The 15687-nt window shown below is 59.1% G+C and carries 13 protein-coding genes; 2 read left to right on the top strand and 11 right to left on the bottom strand.

Translation table 11 applies throughout. The annotated features are described in order from the left end of the window. Position 1: 1 nt before the first annotated feature. The 10 genes from sthA to R0125_RS05340 form a co-directional block, all read right to left on the bottom strand. Positions 2-1393 carry a Si-specific NAD(P)(+) transhydrogenase gene (sthA, locus tag R0125_RS05385; protein ID WP_248184034.1) on the bottom strand — a complete coding sequence of 464 codons (1392 nt, stop codon included), beginning with the start codon at positions 1391-1393 and terminating at the stop codon, positions 2-4. A 53-nt stretch (positions 1394-1446) separates the two neighbouring features. Beyond that, positions 1447-1686 (bottom strand): (Na+)-NQR maturation NqrM, encoded by a 240-nt coding sequence (gene nqrM / locus R0125_RS05380; RefSeq protein ID WP_317237422.1) that lies wholly within the window; start codon positions 1684-1686, stop codon positions 1447-1449. 12 nt (positions 1687-1698) lie between these two features. Beyond that, positions 1699-2748, bottom strand: a complete 1050-nt coding sequence (locus R0125_RS05375) for an FAD:protein FMN transferase (protein ID WP_317237421.1) — start codon at positions 2746-2748, stop codon at positions 1699-1701. A gap of 9 nt (positions 2749-2757) precedes the next feature. After that, on the bottom strand, positions 2758-3984 hold the full coding sequence (nqrF, locus tag R0125_RS05370; RefSeq protein WP_248184030.1) for an NADH:ubiquinone reductase (Na(+)-transporting) subunit F: 1227 nt from the start codon (positions 3982-3984) through the stop codon (positions 2758-2760). 37 nt (positions 3985-4021) lie between these two features. Then, entirely contained in the window at positions 4022-4630 is a 609-nt protein-coding gene (gene nqrE, locus R0125_RS05365; protein ID WP_248184029.1) for an NADH:ubiquinone reductase (Na(+)-transporting) subunit E, read from the bottom strand. After that, positions 4630-5295 carry an NADH:ubiquinone reductase (Na(+)-transporting) subunit D gene (locus R0125_RS05360; RefSeq protein WP_248184028.1) on the bottom strand — a complete coding sequence of 222 codons (666 nt, stop codon included), beginning with the start codon at positions 5293-5295 and terminating at the stop codon, positions 4630-4632. The genes nqrE and R0125_RS05360 overlap by 1 nt, the downstream gene beginning before the upstream one ends. A 2-nt stretch (positions 5296-5297) precedes the next feature. Next, on the bottom strand, positions 5298-6101 hold the full coding sequence (locus tag R0125_RS05355; protein WP_248184026.1) for a Na(+)-translocating NADH-quinone reductase subunit C: 804 nt from the start codon (positions 6099-6101) through the stop codon (positions 5298-5300). Beyond that, positions 6094-7302, bottom strand: coding sequence for an NADH:ubiquinone reductase (Na(+)-transporting) subunit B (locus R0125_RS05350; protein ID WP_248184025.1), 1209 nt, complete (start codon positions 7300-7302; stop codon positions 6094-6096). The genes R0125_RS05355 and R0125_RS05350 overlap by 8 nt, the downstream gene beginning before the upstream one ends. A gap of 4 nt (positions 7303-7306) precedes the next feature. After that, complete coding sequence (locus R0125_RS05345) at positions 7307-8653, bottom strand: Na(+)-translocating NADH-quinone reductase subunit A (protein WP_317237420.1); 1347 nt, start codon at positions 8651-8653, stop codon at positions 7307-7309. Between the two features lie 252 nt (positions 8654-8905). Beyond that, on the bottom strand, positions 8906-10360 hold the full coding sequence (locus tag R0125_RS05340) for a glyceraldehyde-3-phosphate dehydrogenase (protein WP_410797591.1): 1455 nt from the start codon (positions 10358-10360) through the stop codon (positions 8906-8908). 206 nt (positions 10361-10566) lie between these two features. Here R0125_RS05340 and mfd point away from each other — a divergent pair, with 206 nt between their 5' ends. Then, entirely contained in the window at positions 10567-14073 is a 3507-nt protein-coding gene (gene mfd / locus R0125_RS05335; RefSeq protein ID WP_317237419.1) for a transcription-repair coupling factor, read from the top strand. A 60-nt stretch (positions 14074-14133) separates the two neighbouring features. After that, a complete protein-coding gene (locus R0125_RS05330) occupies positions 14134-14919 on the top strand; it encodes a CsiV family protein (protein ID WP_317237418.1) in 786 nt (261 codons plus the stop codon). Here the strand turns inward: R0125_RS05330 and R0125_RS05325 are convergent. Then, positions 14900-15682, bottom strand: coding sequence for an S-methyl-5'-thioinosine phosphorylase (locus R0125_RS05325; protein WP_248184018.1), 783 nt, complete (start codon positions 15680-15682; stop codon positions 14900-14902). The two genes, R0125_RS05330 and R0125_RS05325, sit on opposite strands and share 20 nt — an antisense overlap. Positions 15683-15687 lie beyond the last annotated feature (5 nt).

Genomic DNA, 15687 nt, shown 5'->3' with positions numbered 1-15687 from the left:
CTCAGAAAATGCGATTCAGGCCGTTCAGCGCCGCCACCCGGTAGGCTTCCGCCATGGTCGGGTAATTGAACGTGGTGTTGATGAAATAATTCAACGAATTGGCTTCGCCTTTCTGGTTCATGATGGCCTGACCGATGTGGACGATCTCGGCCGCCTGGTCGCCAAAACAGTGAATGCCCAGAATTTCCCGTGTCTCGCGGTGGAACAGGATCTTCAGCATGCCTACCGCATCGCCGGTGATCTGCGCTCGCGCCAAATCCTTGAAAAACGCCTGGCCCACTTCGTAAGGCACCTTGGCTTCGGTCAGCTCGCGCTCGGTTTTGCCGACAGAGCTGATCTCCGGGATGGTGTAAATCCCTGTGGGTACATCCGAGACGTAGCGGAAATACTCGTCATGAACAATATCAGACGAGGCTGAGCGGCCCTGATCATAGGCGGCACTGGCCAGGCTCGGCCAACCGATCACATCGCCGGCGGCGTAGATGTTCTCGACCTCGGTGCGGTAATGCTCGTCCACCTTCAACTGGCCACGGCCGTTGGGCTCCAGGCCCACGTTTTCCAGGCCCAGCTTTTCGGTGTTGCCGCTGCGCCCGTTACACCACAGGAACGCATCGGCGCGAATCTTTTTGCCGGATTTCAGCGACAGCACCACGCCGGCATCATCGCCGTCGACCCGTTCGTATTCTTCGTTGTGCCGCACCAGCACACCGTTGTTGCGCAGGTGGTAGCTCAGTGCGTCGGAAATCTCATCGTCGAGGAAAGTCAGCAGTCGGCTGCCCGGGTTAATCAGGTCCACTTTCACGCCCAGGCCTGCAAAGATCGAGGCGTATTCCGAACCGATAACGCCGGCACCGTAAATAATCAACGTGCGCGGGGTGTGGGAGAGGTTCAGAATAGAATCCGAGTTGTAGATTCGGTGGTGGCGGAAATCCACATCCGGCGGCAGATACGGCCGCGAACCGGTGGCAATGATTGCCTGCTTGAAATGCAGGATTTCTGCCGACTTGGCGCCACGTACCTCGATCCGGTTAGCGTCCAGGAAATAGGCGCGACCGTTGATCAGCTCCACCCGGTTGCGGGCATAGAACTGGGTGCGCAGCTTGACCTGCTTGCCGATCACTTTCTGGGCGTTCTGCAGTACCCGCGGGAACGAGAACCAGCGCGGCTCACCAATGTCGCGGAACATCTGATTGGTGTTAAAGGTGATGATCTGCTTGACGGAGTGACGAAGCGCCTTGGAGGGGATGGTTCCCCAGTGGGTGCAGTTACCACCAACGGTGGGCTTGTCTTCGATGATCGCGACACGTTTGCCGTGTTTCGTCGCATTCATCGCTGCACCTTCTCCGGAAGGACCAGCGCCGATAACGACGACGTCGTAATGATGTTCTGCCATGCGTGCAGTGACTCCTTAAGTACGTCGCAAGTGATACGCGTGAAACTGTCTTATTATTTCCTGGTGGCGTCGTAACTCAGCGAGTTCGCAGCATTGCCCTCGTTGGCAACCCGCTCATTCTCCTCTTCACATTTCTGGGTGTTACCGCCACAAATATCACAGGACTGGTTGATACCCAGCGCCCCGATACCACCACAGGTGCCGCTGATGGGCTTGCGGCCAAAAATAACGCCCACCGACATGGCGGCCACCAGAACCGTAACAATCAACAAAACCAACAGAAAGGTACCCATAAGGCCTCCCCTTTACTGAGTAAGGTACGACGTGAATGCGGGGGTGTGATGGCTCTCGAACCCGCCATCACGACGCACAATGAAATAAGCCGCTATGTTTTCGCGGGTGGCCAACGCCTGTGCCCGTTCGTATCCCATAACGTTGAACCCCGTTGCCAATGCATCCGCCAGCATGGTGTTCTCGGCGATCACCGTGACCGACGCGAGATTGTGCACGATGGGCCGACCGGTATCTGGATCTATTGTATGCGAATAACGACGGCCTTCCGATTCGTAATAGTTACGATAGTCGCCGGACGTCGCCATGGCATGCTGGTCGAGCGCCACCACCCGGTTGATCTGGCGCTGCTCCGACACCGGCTCTTCGATGGCCAATCGCCAAGCGCTGCCATCCGGTTTGCGGCCGTTGACCCGCACTTCCCCGCCGATCTCGACAAGGTACGACGCCACACCGGCATTCTCGAGATAGCGGACGACGGCGTCGACCCCGTACCCCTTGGCGATGGCCGAAAGATCAATGTACTGGGACTTGCTGGCCCGGATTGCCGGGGGCTCCGCTCTCAACTCGAGCTTTTCGTACCCGGTAGCGTCCAGACGTGCCGCCAGCTCGTCGTCATCAGGCACCGTGTCCGGGCGGGCTTCAGGGCCGAATCCCCAGAGATTGACCACAGGGCCGATGGTGATATCAAACGCACCCCCGGTCAGGCTGGATACGTCGACCGCGGTGGCGAGCACTTCGTGAAGCGGCACGGAAATATCAATCCAGTCGGACTGATCTTCGCGACCGTTCAGGCGGGAGAGCTCGGAATCCTCACGCCAGGTCGACATGGAAGCGTCAACCTCTTCAAGAACCTCTGTTATGCCCTCGCCCAGATTCTCAAGCGAGGCCTCGTCGTCGGTCAATACGACGTTGATATGATAGCGGGTGCCGAAGACAGGTCCGGCAATTTCCCAAATCTGTTGCTGCTTCTCAAACGAACAACCCGCCAGCGCGACCAGGGCCAGCGTCATGAGGACGCTGGCCACTGCCACCCTGGCGGGTCGGAACATGCGGGATGTCATCTGAGCTGATTACCCTCCGAAGTCATCCAGCATGATGTTCTCGTCTTCGACACCCATATCTTTGAGCATCTTGATGACGGATGCGTTCATGATTGGGGGCCCACACATGTAGAACTCACAGTCTTCCGGCGCCGGGTGGTCCTTCAGATAGTTTTCGTACAACACGTTGTGGATAAAGCCGGTCGGGCCTTCCCAGTTATCTTCCGGCAGCGCGTCTGACAGGGCAACGTGCCACTCGAAGTTGTCATTCTCTTCGGCCAGGCCGTCGAAGTCTTCCACGTAGAACATCTCGCGGACACTGCGGGCGCCGTACCAGAAGCTGATCTTGCGCTTCGAGTTCAGGCGCTTGAGCTGGTCAAAGATGTGGGAGCGCATCGGCGCCATGCCGGCACCACCACCGATGAACACCATTTCGGCATCGGTCTTCTTGGCGAAGAACTCACCAAACGGCCCCATCACCGTCACTTTGTCACCCGGCTTCAGGTTGAACACGTAGCTGGACATGATGCCCGGCAGGTGATCAGTGCCCGGGGGCGGTGTCGCGATACGGATGTTGAACTTGAGAACACCTTTCTCTTCCGGATAGTTCGCCATGGAGTAGGCGCGAATGGTGTCTTCCTTGTTGATGGCCTTGTAACGCCAGATGTTGTGCTTGTCCCAGTCTTCGTGGAACTCTTCCTCAATAACGAAATCCTTGAAATCAATTTCGTACGGAGGGCACTCAAGCTGAACGTAACCGCCCGCGCGGAAGTCCACTTCCTCACCTTCCGGCAGCTTCAGGACCAGTTCCTTGATGAAGGTGGCCACGTTGTGGTTGGACACCACTTCGCATTCCCACTTCTTCACGCCGAAGAACTCTTCCGGCACTTCGACCTTCATGTCCTGCTTTACCGGCACCTGGCACGACAGGCGCCAGCCTTCTTTCTCTTCACGGTTGGTGAAGTGGGTCTTCTCGGTGGGCAGCATGGCGCCGCCACCTTCCAGAACCTTGCACTTGCACTGGGCACAGGTGCCGCCGCCGCCACAGGCGGAGGACAGGAAAATACCATTACCTGCCAGCGTTCCCAGCAGCTTGCCACCGGCTTCGGTGGTCAGCGTATGTTCCGGGTCGTCATTGATTTCGATGGTCACATCACCGGTGCTTACCAGCTTTGAACGGGCCGCGAGAATAATCGCAACCAGCGCCAGTACGATAACGGTGAACATGACCACGCCAAGAATAATTTCAGTACTCATGGTCTCGCCTTTTCGTTAAACCGAATCACCGGGTTGATTACAGTGAAATACCTGAGAACGACATGAAGCCAAGTGACATCAGACCCACAGTGATGAAGGTGATGCCCAGGCCACGCAGTCCCGGTGGCACATCGCTGTACTTCAGTTTTTCGCGGATGCCGGCCAGCGCGACGATCGCCAACGCCCAACCCACACCGGCACCGAAGCCGTACACCACACTCTCGCCGAAGGTGTAGTCCCGCTCAACCATGAACAGCGACGCGCCCAGAATGGCGCAGTTCACTGTGATCAGCGGCAGGAACACACCCAACGCGGCGTAAAGCGAGGGAATGTACTTGTCCAGTACCATCTCCATGATCTGAACAATCGCAGCGATTACACCGATATACGTAATAAGTCCGAGAAAGCTCAGGTCCACGTTCGACAACCCGGCCCACTCCAGCGCGCCGTCACGAAGGATGCTGTTGTACAGCAGGTTGTTCACCGGCACCGTGACCGTGAGCACCACCACAACGGCGATACCCAGACCCGTAGCGGCTTCGATCTTCTTCGAAATCGCCAGGAATGTGCACATACCGAGGAAGAAGGCCAGCGCCATGTTCTCAACGAAAATGGCCTTCAGAATCAAGCTGATATAGTGTTCCATCAGAAGGCCTCCTTGGCGGTTTGGCGCGACATCTTGTAATCCGCCTCTTCGATCTGGTCAGGCTTCCAGACACGCAGTGCCCAGATCGCAAGACCGATGATGAAGAACGCGCTCGGCGGCAGCAGCATCATACCGTTCGGCACGTACCAGCCGCCTTCGTTGACCACCGGCATCAGGGAAATCCCGAACAGGGATCCTGCGCCCAGCAGTTCACGGAAAAACGCTACAAAGAGCAGCAGTACTGAATAGCCCAGGCCGTTACCGATGCCGTCGAGGAAGCTCAGGTAAGGACCGTTCTTCATCGCAAAGCCTTCAGCGCGGCCCATTACGATGCAGTTGGTGATGATCAGACCCACAAACACCGATAGCTGCTTGGAGATCTCGTAGGCGTAGGCCTTGAGCACCTGGTCCACCACGATAACCAGCGAGGCGATGATGGTCATCTGCACGATGATCCGGATACTGCCCGGAATCTGGGTGCGAACCAGCGATACCGCCAGGTTGGCAAACGCCGTTACCGCGATAACCGCCGCACACATAACCAGGGTTACGTTCATGCTGGTGGTCACCGCCAGTGCCGAGCAGATCCCGAGGATCTGCAGGGCGATCGGGTTGTTACTGAAAATCGGCTCGAAGAGAACCTGTTTGGCTGAAGCGTCTGCCATGATCAGACCTCCCCTTCACGAAGTTTTTGCAAGTAGGGCGCAAAGCCGCGCTCGCTCATCCAGTAGTTGACGAGCTGCTCAACACCGCGGCTGGTCAGCGTCGCTCCGGACAGCGCGTCCACTTTGTGCTCGCGATCCGCAGCATCGGCACTAACGCCGCCTTTCACCAGGCGAACCTGGGGCTCGGCCCGCTCGCCGTCGTAGACCTCTTTACCCACCCACTGCTGCTTCCAGCGGGGGTTATCCACCTCGCCACCCAGACCCGGGGTCTCGGCGTGCGCGTAGAAACCCAGACCTTCGATCGTGTTCAGGTCACCTTCCAATGAGATGAACCCGTACAGCGTTGACCACAGGCCATACCCGTGAATGGGCAGCACCACGCGGGTGACTTCGCCGTTCTCGCTCATGGTGTAGATCTTGGCAACGTTCGGACGACGTTTGATGCCGGCCTTGTCCTCGGACGACGGAATATTGGTCGACATACTCGGGTCCGATGCTGCCTTGTACATGTCGTACTTCATCGGATCCTGCACATTCACCACGGACGGTTCAACGTACTCACCGGTGTTGAGATCGACCAGGCGCACCTCGAACTCGCCGAACAGTTCCTCAATTTCTGCGGCACTGGCGCCTTGCGGCAGCAGGCCGGCAGCCGACAGGATGTTGGTTTTGATATCGAGGTTCTGGTTCTTCACCTGCGCCGGTCTGAGCACGACGGCAGCAGTAGACACCACCACCGAGAAAAAGATACTCAGAACTGCGGCAACAACCAGTGTTCTGGAGACGGTTTCTTTAGCTTTAGCCACGAGCAAGCCTCCGTTTGATGTTGGCCTGAACCACGTAGTGGTCCATCAATGGCGCAAACAGGTTGGCAAAGAGGATGGCCAGCATGATGCCCTCGGGGAAGGCCGGGTTGACCACACGGATCAACACTGTCATCACACCCACAAGGATGCCGAAGCACCAACGACCGGTGTTGGTCATGGCCGCAGAAACCGGGTCCGTGGCCATGAACATCATACCGAACGCAAAGCCACCCATGACCAGATGCCAGTGTGCAGGCACGGCAAACATGGGGTTGGTATCGGAGCCGACAATGTTCAACAGTAAGGACGTGGCAATCATGCCGATCAGCACACCCCCGACAATGCGGTAGGAGGCAATTTTCATCGTCAACAGGATCGCGCCGCCGATCAATACGGCCAGGGTGGAGGTTTCGCCCATGGAACCCTGGATCGTGCCCATAAAGGCGGACATCCAGCCAATCTGGGTCTCCAGCGCTTCCAGGCCGCCACTGGCAGCCCAGCTCAGCGCCGTAGCGCCACTGAAGCCGTCGACAGCGGTCCACACGGTGTCACCGGAAATCTGCGCCGGGTAGGCGAAGTACAGGAACGCACGACCGGTCAGGGCCGGGTTCAGGAAGTTCTTGCCGGTACCGCCGAACACTTCCTTACCGATAACCACACCGAAGGTGATACCCAGGGCCACCTGCCACAAAGGAATGGTCGGCGGGCAGATCAGTGCAAACAGCACCGACGTGACAAAGAAGCCTTCGTTGACTTCGTGACGGCGAACCGTCGCGAACAGCACTTCCCAGAAACCACCGACCACGAAGGTGACGGCGTAGATGGGTATGAAGTACGCCATGCCATATACGAAGTTGTCCCAGACACCCGCACCGGCGCCGGTGACGGCAAGCGCCTGAATGAACGCAGTCCGCAGGCCGCCGTCGCCGATCAATGCATCCGGATTGGTTGCAAGGTAACTGTTGGCCTGAAAGCCGATGTTCCACATGCCGAAGAACATCGCAGGGAAAGTACACATCCACACGGTAATCATGATGCGCTTGAGGTCAACGCCGTCACGCACGTGTGCCGTGGTGGAAGTCACTTTGCCAGGGGTGTAGAAAATGGTGTCTACGGCCTCGTAAAGCGCATACCAGCGCTCGTACTTGCCGCCCTTCTCAAAATGATGCTCGATTCCATCGAGAAACTGTCTGATAGCCATCGTATTAGCCCTCGATCTCGATTCGGGTCAGGTTCTCGCGGAGAATCGGACCATATTCATATTTACCCGGGCACACAAAGGTGCACAGCGCCAGATCTTCTTCATCCAACTCCAAAGCGCCGAGCTTCTGTGCCATTTCGGTATCACCGACAATCAGCGACCGAAGCAGCTGGGTGGGCAGAATGTCCAGCGGCATGATCCGCTCGTAGACACCGGCCGGAACCATCGCGCGCTCACTGCCATTGGTGGTGGTGGTGAAATTGAACAGCTTGCCGGACATCAACTTGGACACGTAGATGTTCAGGGTAGAGAACCGATTCGGCCCCGGAGACAGCCAGCCCATGAATTCGCGCTTGTTACCCTCTTCCAGTACCGAAACCTGATTGGCGAAACGGCCGAGATAGGCACAGGGGCCGTCGCTGCGGCGACCGCCGAATACCGAGCCGGAAATCACCCGAACGTCGCAGTCTGTGGCCACTTCGTCTGCCAGCAGCTCGTCCAGATTGGCACCAACACGGGTGCGCACCAGACGCGGCTTGGCGGCTTTGGGCCCACCAATGGCGACAACGCGCCCGACCGGAAGTTCCCCGGTTTCGAACAGTTTGGCGATGTCGATGACGTCCTGATAACCGATGGACCAGACCAGCTTGTTGCCGGCAATCGGATCGAGGTAGTGGATGTGAGTACCCACGTTGCCCGCCGGATGCACGCCGTCAAACTGATGAACCTCAACATTATCCGCCTTGGGAACCGGCACGTCTGAGCCGGGCTTGCCGGTCACAAACACCTTGCCGGTGGTCAGCTTGCCCAGGATTCTCAGGCCTTTTTCGAACGTGGCACCGTTTTCACGGATGATCACGGTCGGGTCAGCGGCCAGGGGATTGGTGTCCATCACAGAGACGAAAATGGAATGAGGCGCTGAATCGATGGTGGGCACCTTGCTGTAGGGACGCGTTCTCAGCGTTGTCCACAGACCGGATTCAACCAGATTATCAACCACCTGCTGGCGTTCCAGACCCGCCAGGTCGGCATCGCTGTAGCGCGCGAAGGTTTCCGCGTCATCGCCATCGATCTCGACGACAACCGACTGGAACACGCGGCGCTCACCGCGGTTAATTTCTTTCACCACACCGGCAGCCGGTGAAGTGTAACGAACGCCCTCGGTCTTCTTGTCCGTGAACAGCAGCGTACCGCGCTTGACACGGTCTCCCTCTTTCACAGCCATCGTCGGCTTCATGCCGTTGTAGTCAAAACCGATCAACGCCACGTGGCGAACGGCTTTGCCATCAGTAATGGTCTGTTCGGGAGCGCCGCTGATGGGAAGATCCAGGCCTTTTTTGATCTTGATCATTAGCCTCATCCAATCATCAGAAACTATTCTATGGATTTGTAACGCCAGACACCTGCGGCCCAGGAAATGTTGAGAAACGGGGTGCCAGACGTACCCAAAATCGCGCCAATTATAGAGATTAGTTAACCTCATTTCCACCAGAAACCCCGCGGACTTTGTGCACGAACGTAACTTGCGGCGGTTTTTTCGGGGCCAAAAAAAGAAACCCCGCCAGCGCGAGCTGACGGGGTTTCGCGATCCTTCAGGGAAAGATCAGTCGCGGGCGCGCTTGGGGAAAATCGGGTAAGTCACGCCGGCCATCTGGTTCACCACACGAACCACCTGGGCACTGTAGCCGAACTCGTTGTCGTACCACACGTACAGGATCAGTCGCTTGCCACCGGCAATGGTGGCCTGGGAGTCAACGATACCGGCATGGCGGGAGCCCACGAAGTCGGTAGACACTACTTCCGGCGAATTAACGAAATCGATCTGCTTCTGCAACTCAGAGTGCAGCGCCATTTCACGCAGGTACTCGTTCACGCCCTCAACGTCCACGTCCTTCTTGAGGTTCAGGTTAAGAATGGCCATGGACACGTTCGGGGTCGGCACGCGGATGGCGTTGCCGGTCAGCTTGCCTTTCAGTTCCGGCAATGCCTTGGCGACTGCCTTGGCGGCACCCGTCTCGGTGATCACCATGTTGAGCGCGGCACTACGACCACGGCGACTGCCCTTGTGGTAGTTGTCGATCAGGTTCTGGTCGTTGGTGTATGAGTGAACGGTTTCAACGTGGCCGTCCTCGATACCGTATTCGTCATGAATCGCCTTCAGTACCGGCGTGATCGCGTTGGTGGTACAGGAGGCCGCTGACAGAATCTTGTCTTCGTCAGTGATCCAGTCGTTGTTGATGCCATACACGATGTTCTTGATGTCACCCTTGCCCGGCGCAGTCAGAATCACGCGGCTCACACCCTTGGACTTCAGATGCAGGCTGAGGCCGGCCTCGTCGCGCCAGATACCGGTGTTGTCGATCACGATGGCGTTGTCGATGCCGTAGGCGTTGTAGTCTACCTGGTCCGGACCTTTGGAGTAGATCACCTGGATGTAGTTTCCGTTGGCGATCAACGCGGAGTTCTCGGCATCGACAGTGATGGTGCCATCGAAAGGACCGTGCACGGAGTCACGACGCAGCAGGCTGGCGCGCTTCTCCAGATCGTTCTCGGCGCCGCCCTGGCGAACCACGATCGCGCGCAGGCGCAGGTTGTTACCGCCACCGGCCTTTTCAATCAGGATGCGTGCCAGCAACCGGCCGATACGGCCGAAACCATAGAGGACAACGTCCTTGGTGCCATTCTCGGCGTTCTGCTCGGACTGAGCCGCGTACTGACCCACAATCGGACCGATTTCACGGTTGAGAAAATCCTCAAGCGAACCGCCTTCGGCCTTGAACTTGACCGCCAGCTTGCCGATGTCCACGTGGGCAGTGCCAAGCTCCATCTTGTCCATGGCCTGCAGGATGGGCAGCGTGTCATGAACCGACAACCCGCTGTCTTCTACCTGGCGCACAAAACGGTGAGCACGAATGATTCCGATAACCGACTGGTTAATGATGGCGCGACCGTAAACGGAGGTCACCACGTTGTTCTTGCGGTACAGGCGGCCGATCAGCGGAATCATCGCTTCCGCAGTGGATTCTCTGTCGGTCCAGTTAGACAGGTGCTGGTTGATCTGTTCGTGACTCACGCTTGAACCTCTGCAGTTGGCACTTGGAAAATAGGGCGCATATTATCCAACTTAAACCGCCAGACCGCAAATACAGACGCTGATTCCGTTCGTAGACGCTCTGCCCTGCATTGCGGACAGGCCGCTTGCGGGCATGTAGAATACGCGCCTCGCCGCCCCGGACTTTACACAGCAGGAGATTGAACACACCCATGACCGACGGTGCCTCTTCCCGGAATGCCCCCGCGCTGGTCGCCCCGGCTTTTCCCGCCAAAGCCGGCGATCATCGCCAATGGGGCCAATTGCATGGCAGCAGTGATGCACTGGCCATCTGCGAGAGCGCACGCCAGCATCATGGCCTGACCCTGGTGATCACCCGCAGCACCGACGAAGCCATTCAGCTTGAGCAAGCCATGCGCTATTACCTGGGGCTGCCGGCGGAAGAGGACGGTGCCGCGTTGACCGGCAGCGGGCTGGAGTTGCTGTCGCTGCCGGACTGGGAAACCCTGCCCTACGACCTGTTCTCACCGCACCAGGACATAACGTCTCGCCGTATCCGCACCCTGCACCGCCTGCCGGCCACCCGCCACGGCGTGCTGGTCGTGCCGGCGCGCACGCTGATGCACCGGTTGCCTCCGGTGAGCTATTTGCAGGGCAACACACTGTTGCTGGAAGTTGGCCAGTCGCTGGATATCGACACCTGGCGGCTGCAGCTGGAATCCGCCGGCTACCGCCATGCCGAAAATGTCTATGAGCACGGTGAATATGCGGTGCGGGGCGCCATTCTCGACATTTTTCCCATGGGCGCCACACAGCCGTTCCGCATCGACCTGTTCGATGACGAAATCGAAACCCTGCGTACGTTCGATCCGGAAACCCAGCGCTCCATCGACCGCATCGAGCGCATTGAACTGCTGCCGGCGAACGAGTTCCCCTGGAACAAGGAGGCCCGGTCCGGCTTCCGCAATCGCTGGTTCGAGCACTTCCCCCACGCCGACAAGAACGCCCCGATCTATCAGGACGTGACCCACGGAATTACGCCTCCGGGCATTGAATATTATCTGCCGCTGTTTTTCGACGAGACGGCCACGCTGTTCGATTACCTGCCAGCGGGCACCCACGTGTTTACGGCGGATGGCCTCAACGAGGCGGTTTCCCATTTCGACGTGGACACCCGCGCCCGCCACGAAGACCGTCGCCACGACCGGTTGCGCCCGATTCTTCCGCCGACCGAGCTGTTCCTGCAGCAGGACGAACTGTTCGGGCACCTCAAGCATTTTCCGCGCGTGACCATGACCACCGGTAATGTCGACGGCGCCGGTGCCGAAAACTGCGGCGCCGCAGAGCTGCCCGATGTGGCCATGGACGGGCGCGCTGCCGATCCGGCAGGACGCCTGAAACGCTTCGTTGAAGAGTTTGCCGGGCGCGTGCTGCTGTGCGCCGAGTCATCCGGTCGTCGGGAAGCCTTGATCGACAACCTGTCGGATCAGGATGTAAAGCTGGAGACCCTCGACAGCTGGCAATCGTTCCTCACCAGCCCGGACTGCAAGCTGGGCATCACCATCGCCCCCATGGAACAGGGCCTGCTGCTGCCCGGCCAGGGCCTGGCGTTGATCACCGAAACCGCCCTGTTTGGCGAGCGGGTACTGCAGCGGCGGCGGCGGGAAAAACCCACGGAAGTGGACGACTCCGGCTATCGCGACCTGTCCGAACTGCGCATCGGTGCGCCGGTGGTGCACATCGACCATGGCGTGGGCCGGTATCAGGGCCTGGAAACCATTACCGTAGAGGGCGAAGCCAACGAGTTTCTGATGCTGGAATACGCCGGCAATTCCAAGCTGTACGTGCCGGTTTCCAGCCTCCATCTGATTTCCCGCTACAGCGGTTCCGACACCGAGCATGCGCCCCTGCACAAGCTGGGCACCGACCGCTGGAGCAGCGCCAAACAGAAAGCGCTGGAGAAAATTCGCGATACCGCGGCAGAGCTGCTGGATGTGTACGCGCGCCGCGAGGCCCGCAAAGGCTTCTCGTTTGAGGATCCGAAGGAAGCCTACCGCAGCTTTGCTGCCGGTTTCCCCTTCGAGGAAACCCCGGATCAGCAGATCGCCATCGAGTCGGTATTCGAGGACATGACCAACGAACGCCCCATGGATCGTCTTGTTTGCGGCGATGTGGGCTTCGGCAAAACCGAGGTGGCGATGCGCGCCGCCTTCATGGCGACCTTCTCCGGCAAACAGGTGGCGGTGCTGGTGCCCACCACCCTGCTCGCCCAGCAGCACTATGAATCGTTCCGCGACCGCTTCTCCGATACCGCGGTGAATGTGGAGCTGCTCAGCCGCTTCCGCAGTGGGGCCCAGACCAGCAAGGCCATGGCCGCCATCGAGGCGGGCAATGCAGACATCGTGATCGGCACCCACAAGCTGCTTCAGGGCGACATTAAATTCAAGAACCTGGGGCTGGTGATCATTGATGAGGAACACCGCTTCGGTGTGCAGCAGAAGGAGAGGCTGAAGGCCCTGCGCGCCGAAGTGGACATGCTGACACTCACCGCGACACCGATTCCCCGCACCCTGAACATGGCCATGGGCCATCTGCGGGATCTGTCGATCATCGCCACGCCGCCGGCGCGACGGCTGTCGGTGAAGACCTTTGTGCGTCAGCGTGACGACGCCATGGTCAAGGAAGCCATCCTGCGGGAAATCCTGCGCGGTGGTCAGGTGTACTTCCTCCACAACGACGTGTCCACCATCCAGAAGACCGCCGAGGACCTGCGCAGGCTCATTCCGGAGGCCCGCGTCGGCGTTGCCCACGGCCAGATGCGCGAGCGGGAACTGGAACAGATCATGTCGGACTTCTACCACAAGCGCTTCAACGTGCTGGTGTGCACCACCATTGTGGAAACCGGTATCGACATTCCCAGCGCCAATACCATCATCATCGAGCGTGCTGACAAGTTCGGTCTTGCCCAGCTGCACCAGCTCCGGGGTCGGGTCGGCCGCTCGCACCACCAGGCCTACGCCTACCTGCTGACACCGCCACCCCGCTCCATCACCGCAGACGCAAAAAAACGGCTGGATGCCATTTCCGAAGCTCAGGATCTTGGGGCCGGCTTCATGCTGGCCACCCACGATCTGGAAATCCGGGGCGCCGGCGAGCTGCTGGGAGAGGAACAGAGCGGCCAGATCGAGAGCATCGGCTTCACCCTGTACATGCAGCTGCTGGACGAGGCGGTCAAAGCCATTCGCGAGGGCCGCACGCCCAACGCCGACCTGCCCCTGAGCCACGGCACCGAGATGAACCTGCGCATTCCGGCACTGATCCCGGACGATTACCTGCCGGATGTGCACAACCGGCTGATGCTCTACAAGCGCATCGCCAGCGTCGGTAAAAAAGAAGAATTAAAAGAACTTCAGGTTGAGATGATTGATCGCTTCGGTTTATTACCGGATCCGGCAAAGAATCTTATGCGCCAGACCGAACTTCGCCTGCAGGCGGAGGCACTGGGCATCGTCAAAATCGATGCAGGAAAGGAGTGGGCGCGGCTGGAATTCGGCGCAACCACGCCGGTTGATCCGCTGGTTCTGGTTAAAAAAATGCAATCGGCACCGGACCAGTACCGACTCGAAGGGGCCAACAGTTTCCGGTTCCGGCTGAAGGATGACTCAACCGGTGGTAAACTCGACGGCATTTCCGACATGCTCGGCCAGCTGACTGCCTGAAACACCGGCAGCGGCCCGCCGACAGACAGCAACTGACACAGTGGAGTACAGCCCTTGCGAATGCCCGGTTATGCCCTGCCCGGAAAGGCCCTGATGACCTTCGCCGCCGCCCTGCTGGCGCTGGCCCCGATGTATGCCGGTGCCCAGTCACGGGACAACTACTACCGGGCCGAAATCGTGATTGTGGAGCGCATTGTCGACCCGGCAAATGTGCAGGAGCGCATGGCCAGCCGCGTGCCGGAATCGGCCGACGACATCACGGGCATGATGAAAGTGGTCGGCGTGGACGGCAGCGTTCAGTCCACCCTCAACCTAGCGCCGAACAGTGATCTGCGCCTGCGCTCCGCCGCTCAGAGGCTGGAAAACAGCGGTCGTTACCGGGTACTGATGACCGCAGGCTGGTACCAGTCCTTTCCACCGGATTACGACGGCGAACCCCTGCGGGTCGCGGTGGGCGACTGGCTGGCCGATGCCGGCCATCGTGAAGTGGAAGGGCATATCACCATTGATCGCCAGCGTTATCTGCACGTGGGCGTAAACCTGAACCACTGGCAACCTGCCGCGGCCTCGATCAGCCCGGTTCAGAATGATGAGCGCATCGACAACAATGCCGCTGAAACCGGCGATTCCGATGCATTCGACACACCGGTAGAGGGTGACGGTTCAACCGGCTCGCTGGCCAACGGTGGGGACATCAACCCGGACAACGCCCCGGCCGCACTGGCGGCCAAGGCGGAACTGCTGACATGGATTCGGGAAACCCGACGCATGCGCAGCGAGGAAGTTCATTTCATCGACTCCCCCACCATCGGCGTGCTGGTATTTTTCAGGCGGGTTGAGGACTGAGGGCGCCAAGCCCACCGATGGATTCTTCGAGAATCCGTTTGATCCCTGACATGCCCTGATCAATGGCGGCCTCGATTTCGTCCATGGTAATGATGTGATCGGACTTGCCGGCCGCCCAGTTCACCACCAGACCCAGGCACACATAATTCAGCTTCAGCTCGGCGGCGAGCGCCGCTTCGGGCATGCCGGTCATTCCCACCAGATCGCAGCCATCCCGCTCCATGCGGACAATTTCAGCCGCGGTTTCCAATCGCGGCCCCTGTGTCGCGCCGTAGACACCAAAATCCGAGAATGTCAGGCCAAGATGACGAGCCGCCCCGACCAGCGCCGCTCGCGCCGATTCCGTGTAGGGGAAGGTGAAATCAATGTGGGTAACGCCGTCCAGCTCACCTTCGAAAAAGGTACTGGCGCGCCCCCAGGTGTAATCAATAATCTGCTCGGGGATGACAATGTGGGCGGGCCCCATCGCCCGATGGATGCCGCCGACGGCGTTAACGCCCACCACGGTTCTGACCCCGGCCTTTTCAAGCGCCCACAGGTTGGCCCGGTAGTTCACCTGATGGGGTGGAATGCGATGGGGATTGCCATGGCGCGACAGGAAAATCACCGGCTGGTCACCCAGCCGCCCTTCAACCAGCGCGGATGAGGGATCGCCCCAGGGCGTTTGCACTTCCCGTTCGCCGGTGATTTCAAGGCCCGACAGCGTTGTCAGTCCGGTACCACCGATAATGCCGACCGGGGCCGGCGCTGCTGCACTGCTCATGAATT

This window comes from Marinobacter sp. M-5, from assembly GCF_032911545.1.
GTDB lineage: Bacteria > Pseudomonadota > Gammaproteobacteria > Pseudomonadales > Oleiphilaceae > Marinobacter > Marinobacter goseongensis.
Note: the sequence above shows the minus strand (reverse complement) of the source record. Positions and strands in the feature narration are given on the sequence as shown.

Excerpts from the sequence above, each read along its gene's own strand:
- R0125_RS05350 (WP_248184025.1), bottom strand. The coding sequence starts at position 7,302 with ATGGCTATCAGACAGTTTCTCGATGGAATCGAGCATCATTTTGAGAAG.
- mfd (WP_317237419.1), top strand. The coding sequence starts at position 10,567 with ATGACCGACGGTGCCTCTTCCCGGAATGCCCCCGCGCTGGTCGCCCCG.
- nqrE (WP_248184029.1), bottom strand. The coding sequence starts at position 4,630 with ATGGAACACTATATCAGCTTGATTCTGAAGGCCATTTTCGTTGAGAAC.
- R0125_RS05330 (WP_317237418.1), top strand. The coding sequence starts at position 14,134 with ATGCCCGGTTATGCCCTGCCCGGAAAGGCCCTGATGACCTTCGCCGCC.
- R0125_RS05375 (WP_317237421.1), bottom strand. The coding sequence starts at position 2,748 with ATGACATCCCGCATGTTCCGACCCGCCAGGGTGGCAGTGGCCAGCGTC.
- sthA (WP_248184034.1), bottom strand. The coding sequence starts at position 1,393 with ATGGCAGAACATCATTACGACGTCGTCGTTATCGGCGCTGGTCCTTCC.
- R0125_RS05325 (WP_248184018.1), bottom strand. The coding sequence starts at position 15,682 with ATGAGCAGTGCAGCAGCGCCGGCCCCGGTCGGCATTATCGGTGGTACC.
- R0125_RS05360 (WP_248184028.1), bottom strand. The coding sequence starts at position 5,295 with ATGGCAGACGCTTCAGCCAAACAGGTTCTCTTCGAGCCGATTTTCAGT.
- nqrM (WP_317237422.1), bottom strand. The coding sequence starts at position 1,686 with ATGGGTACCTTTCTGTTGGTTTTGTTGATTGTTACGGTTCTGGTGGCC.
- R0125_RS05345 (WP_317237420.1), bottom strand. The coding sequence starts at position 8,653 with ATGATCAAGATCAAAAAAGGCCTGGATCTTCCCATCAGCGGCGCTCCC.
- nqrF (WP_248184030.1), bottom strand. The coding sequence starts at position 3,984 with ATGAGTACTGAAATTATTCTTGGCGTGGTCATGTTCACCGTTATCGTA.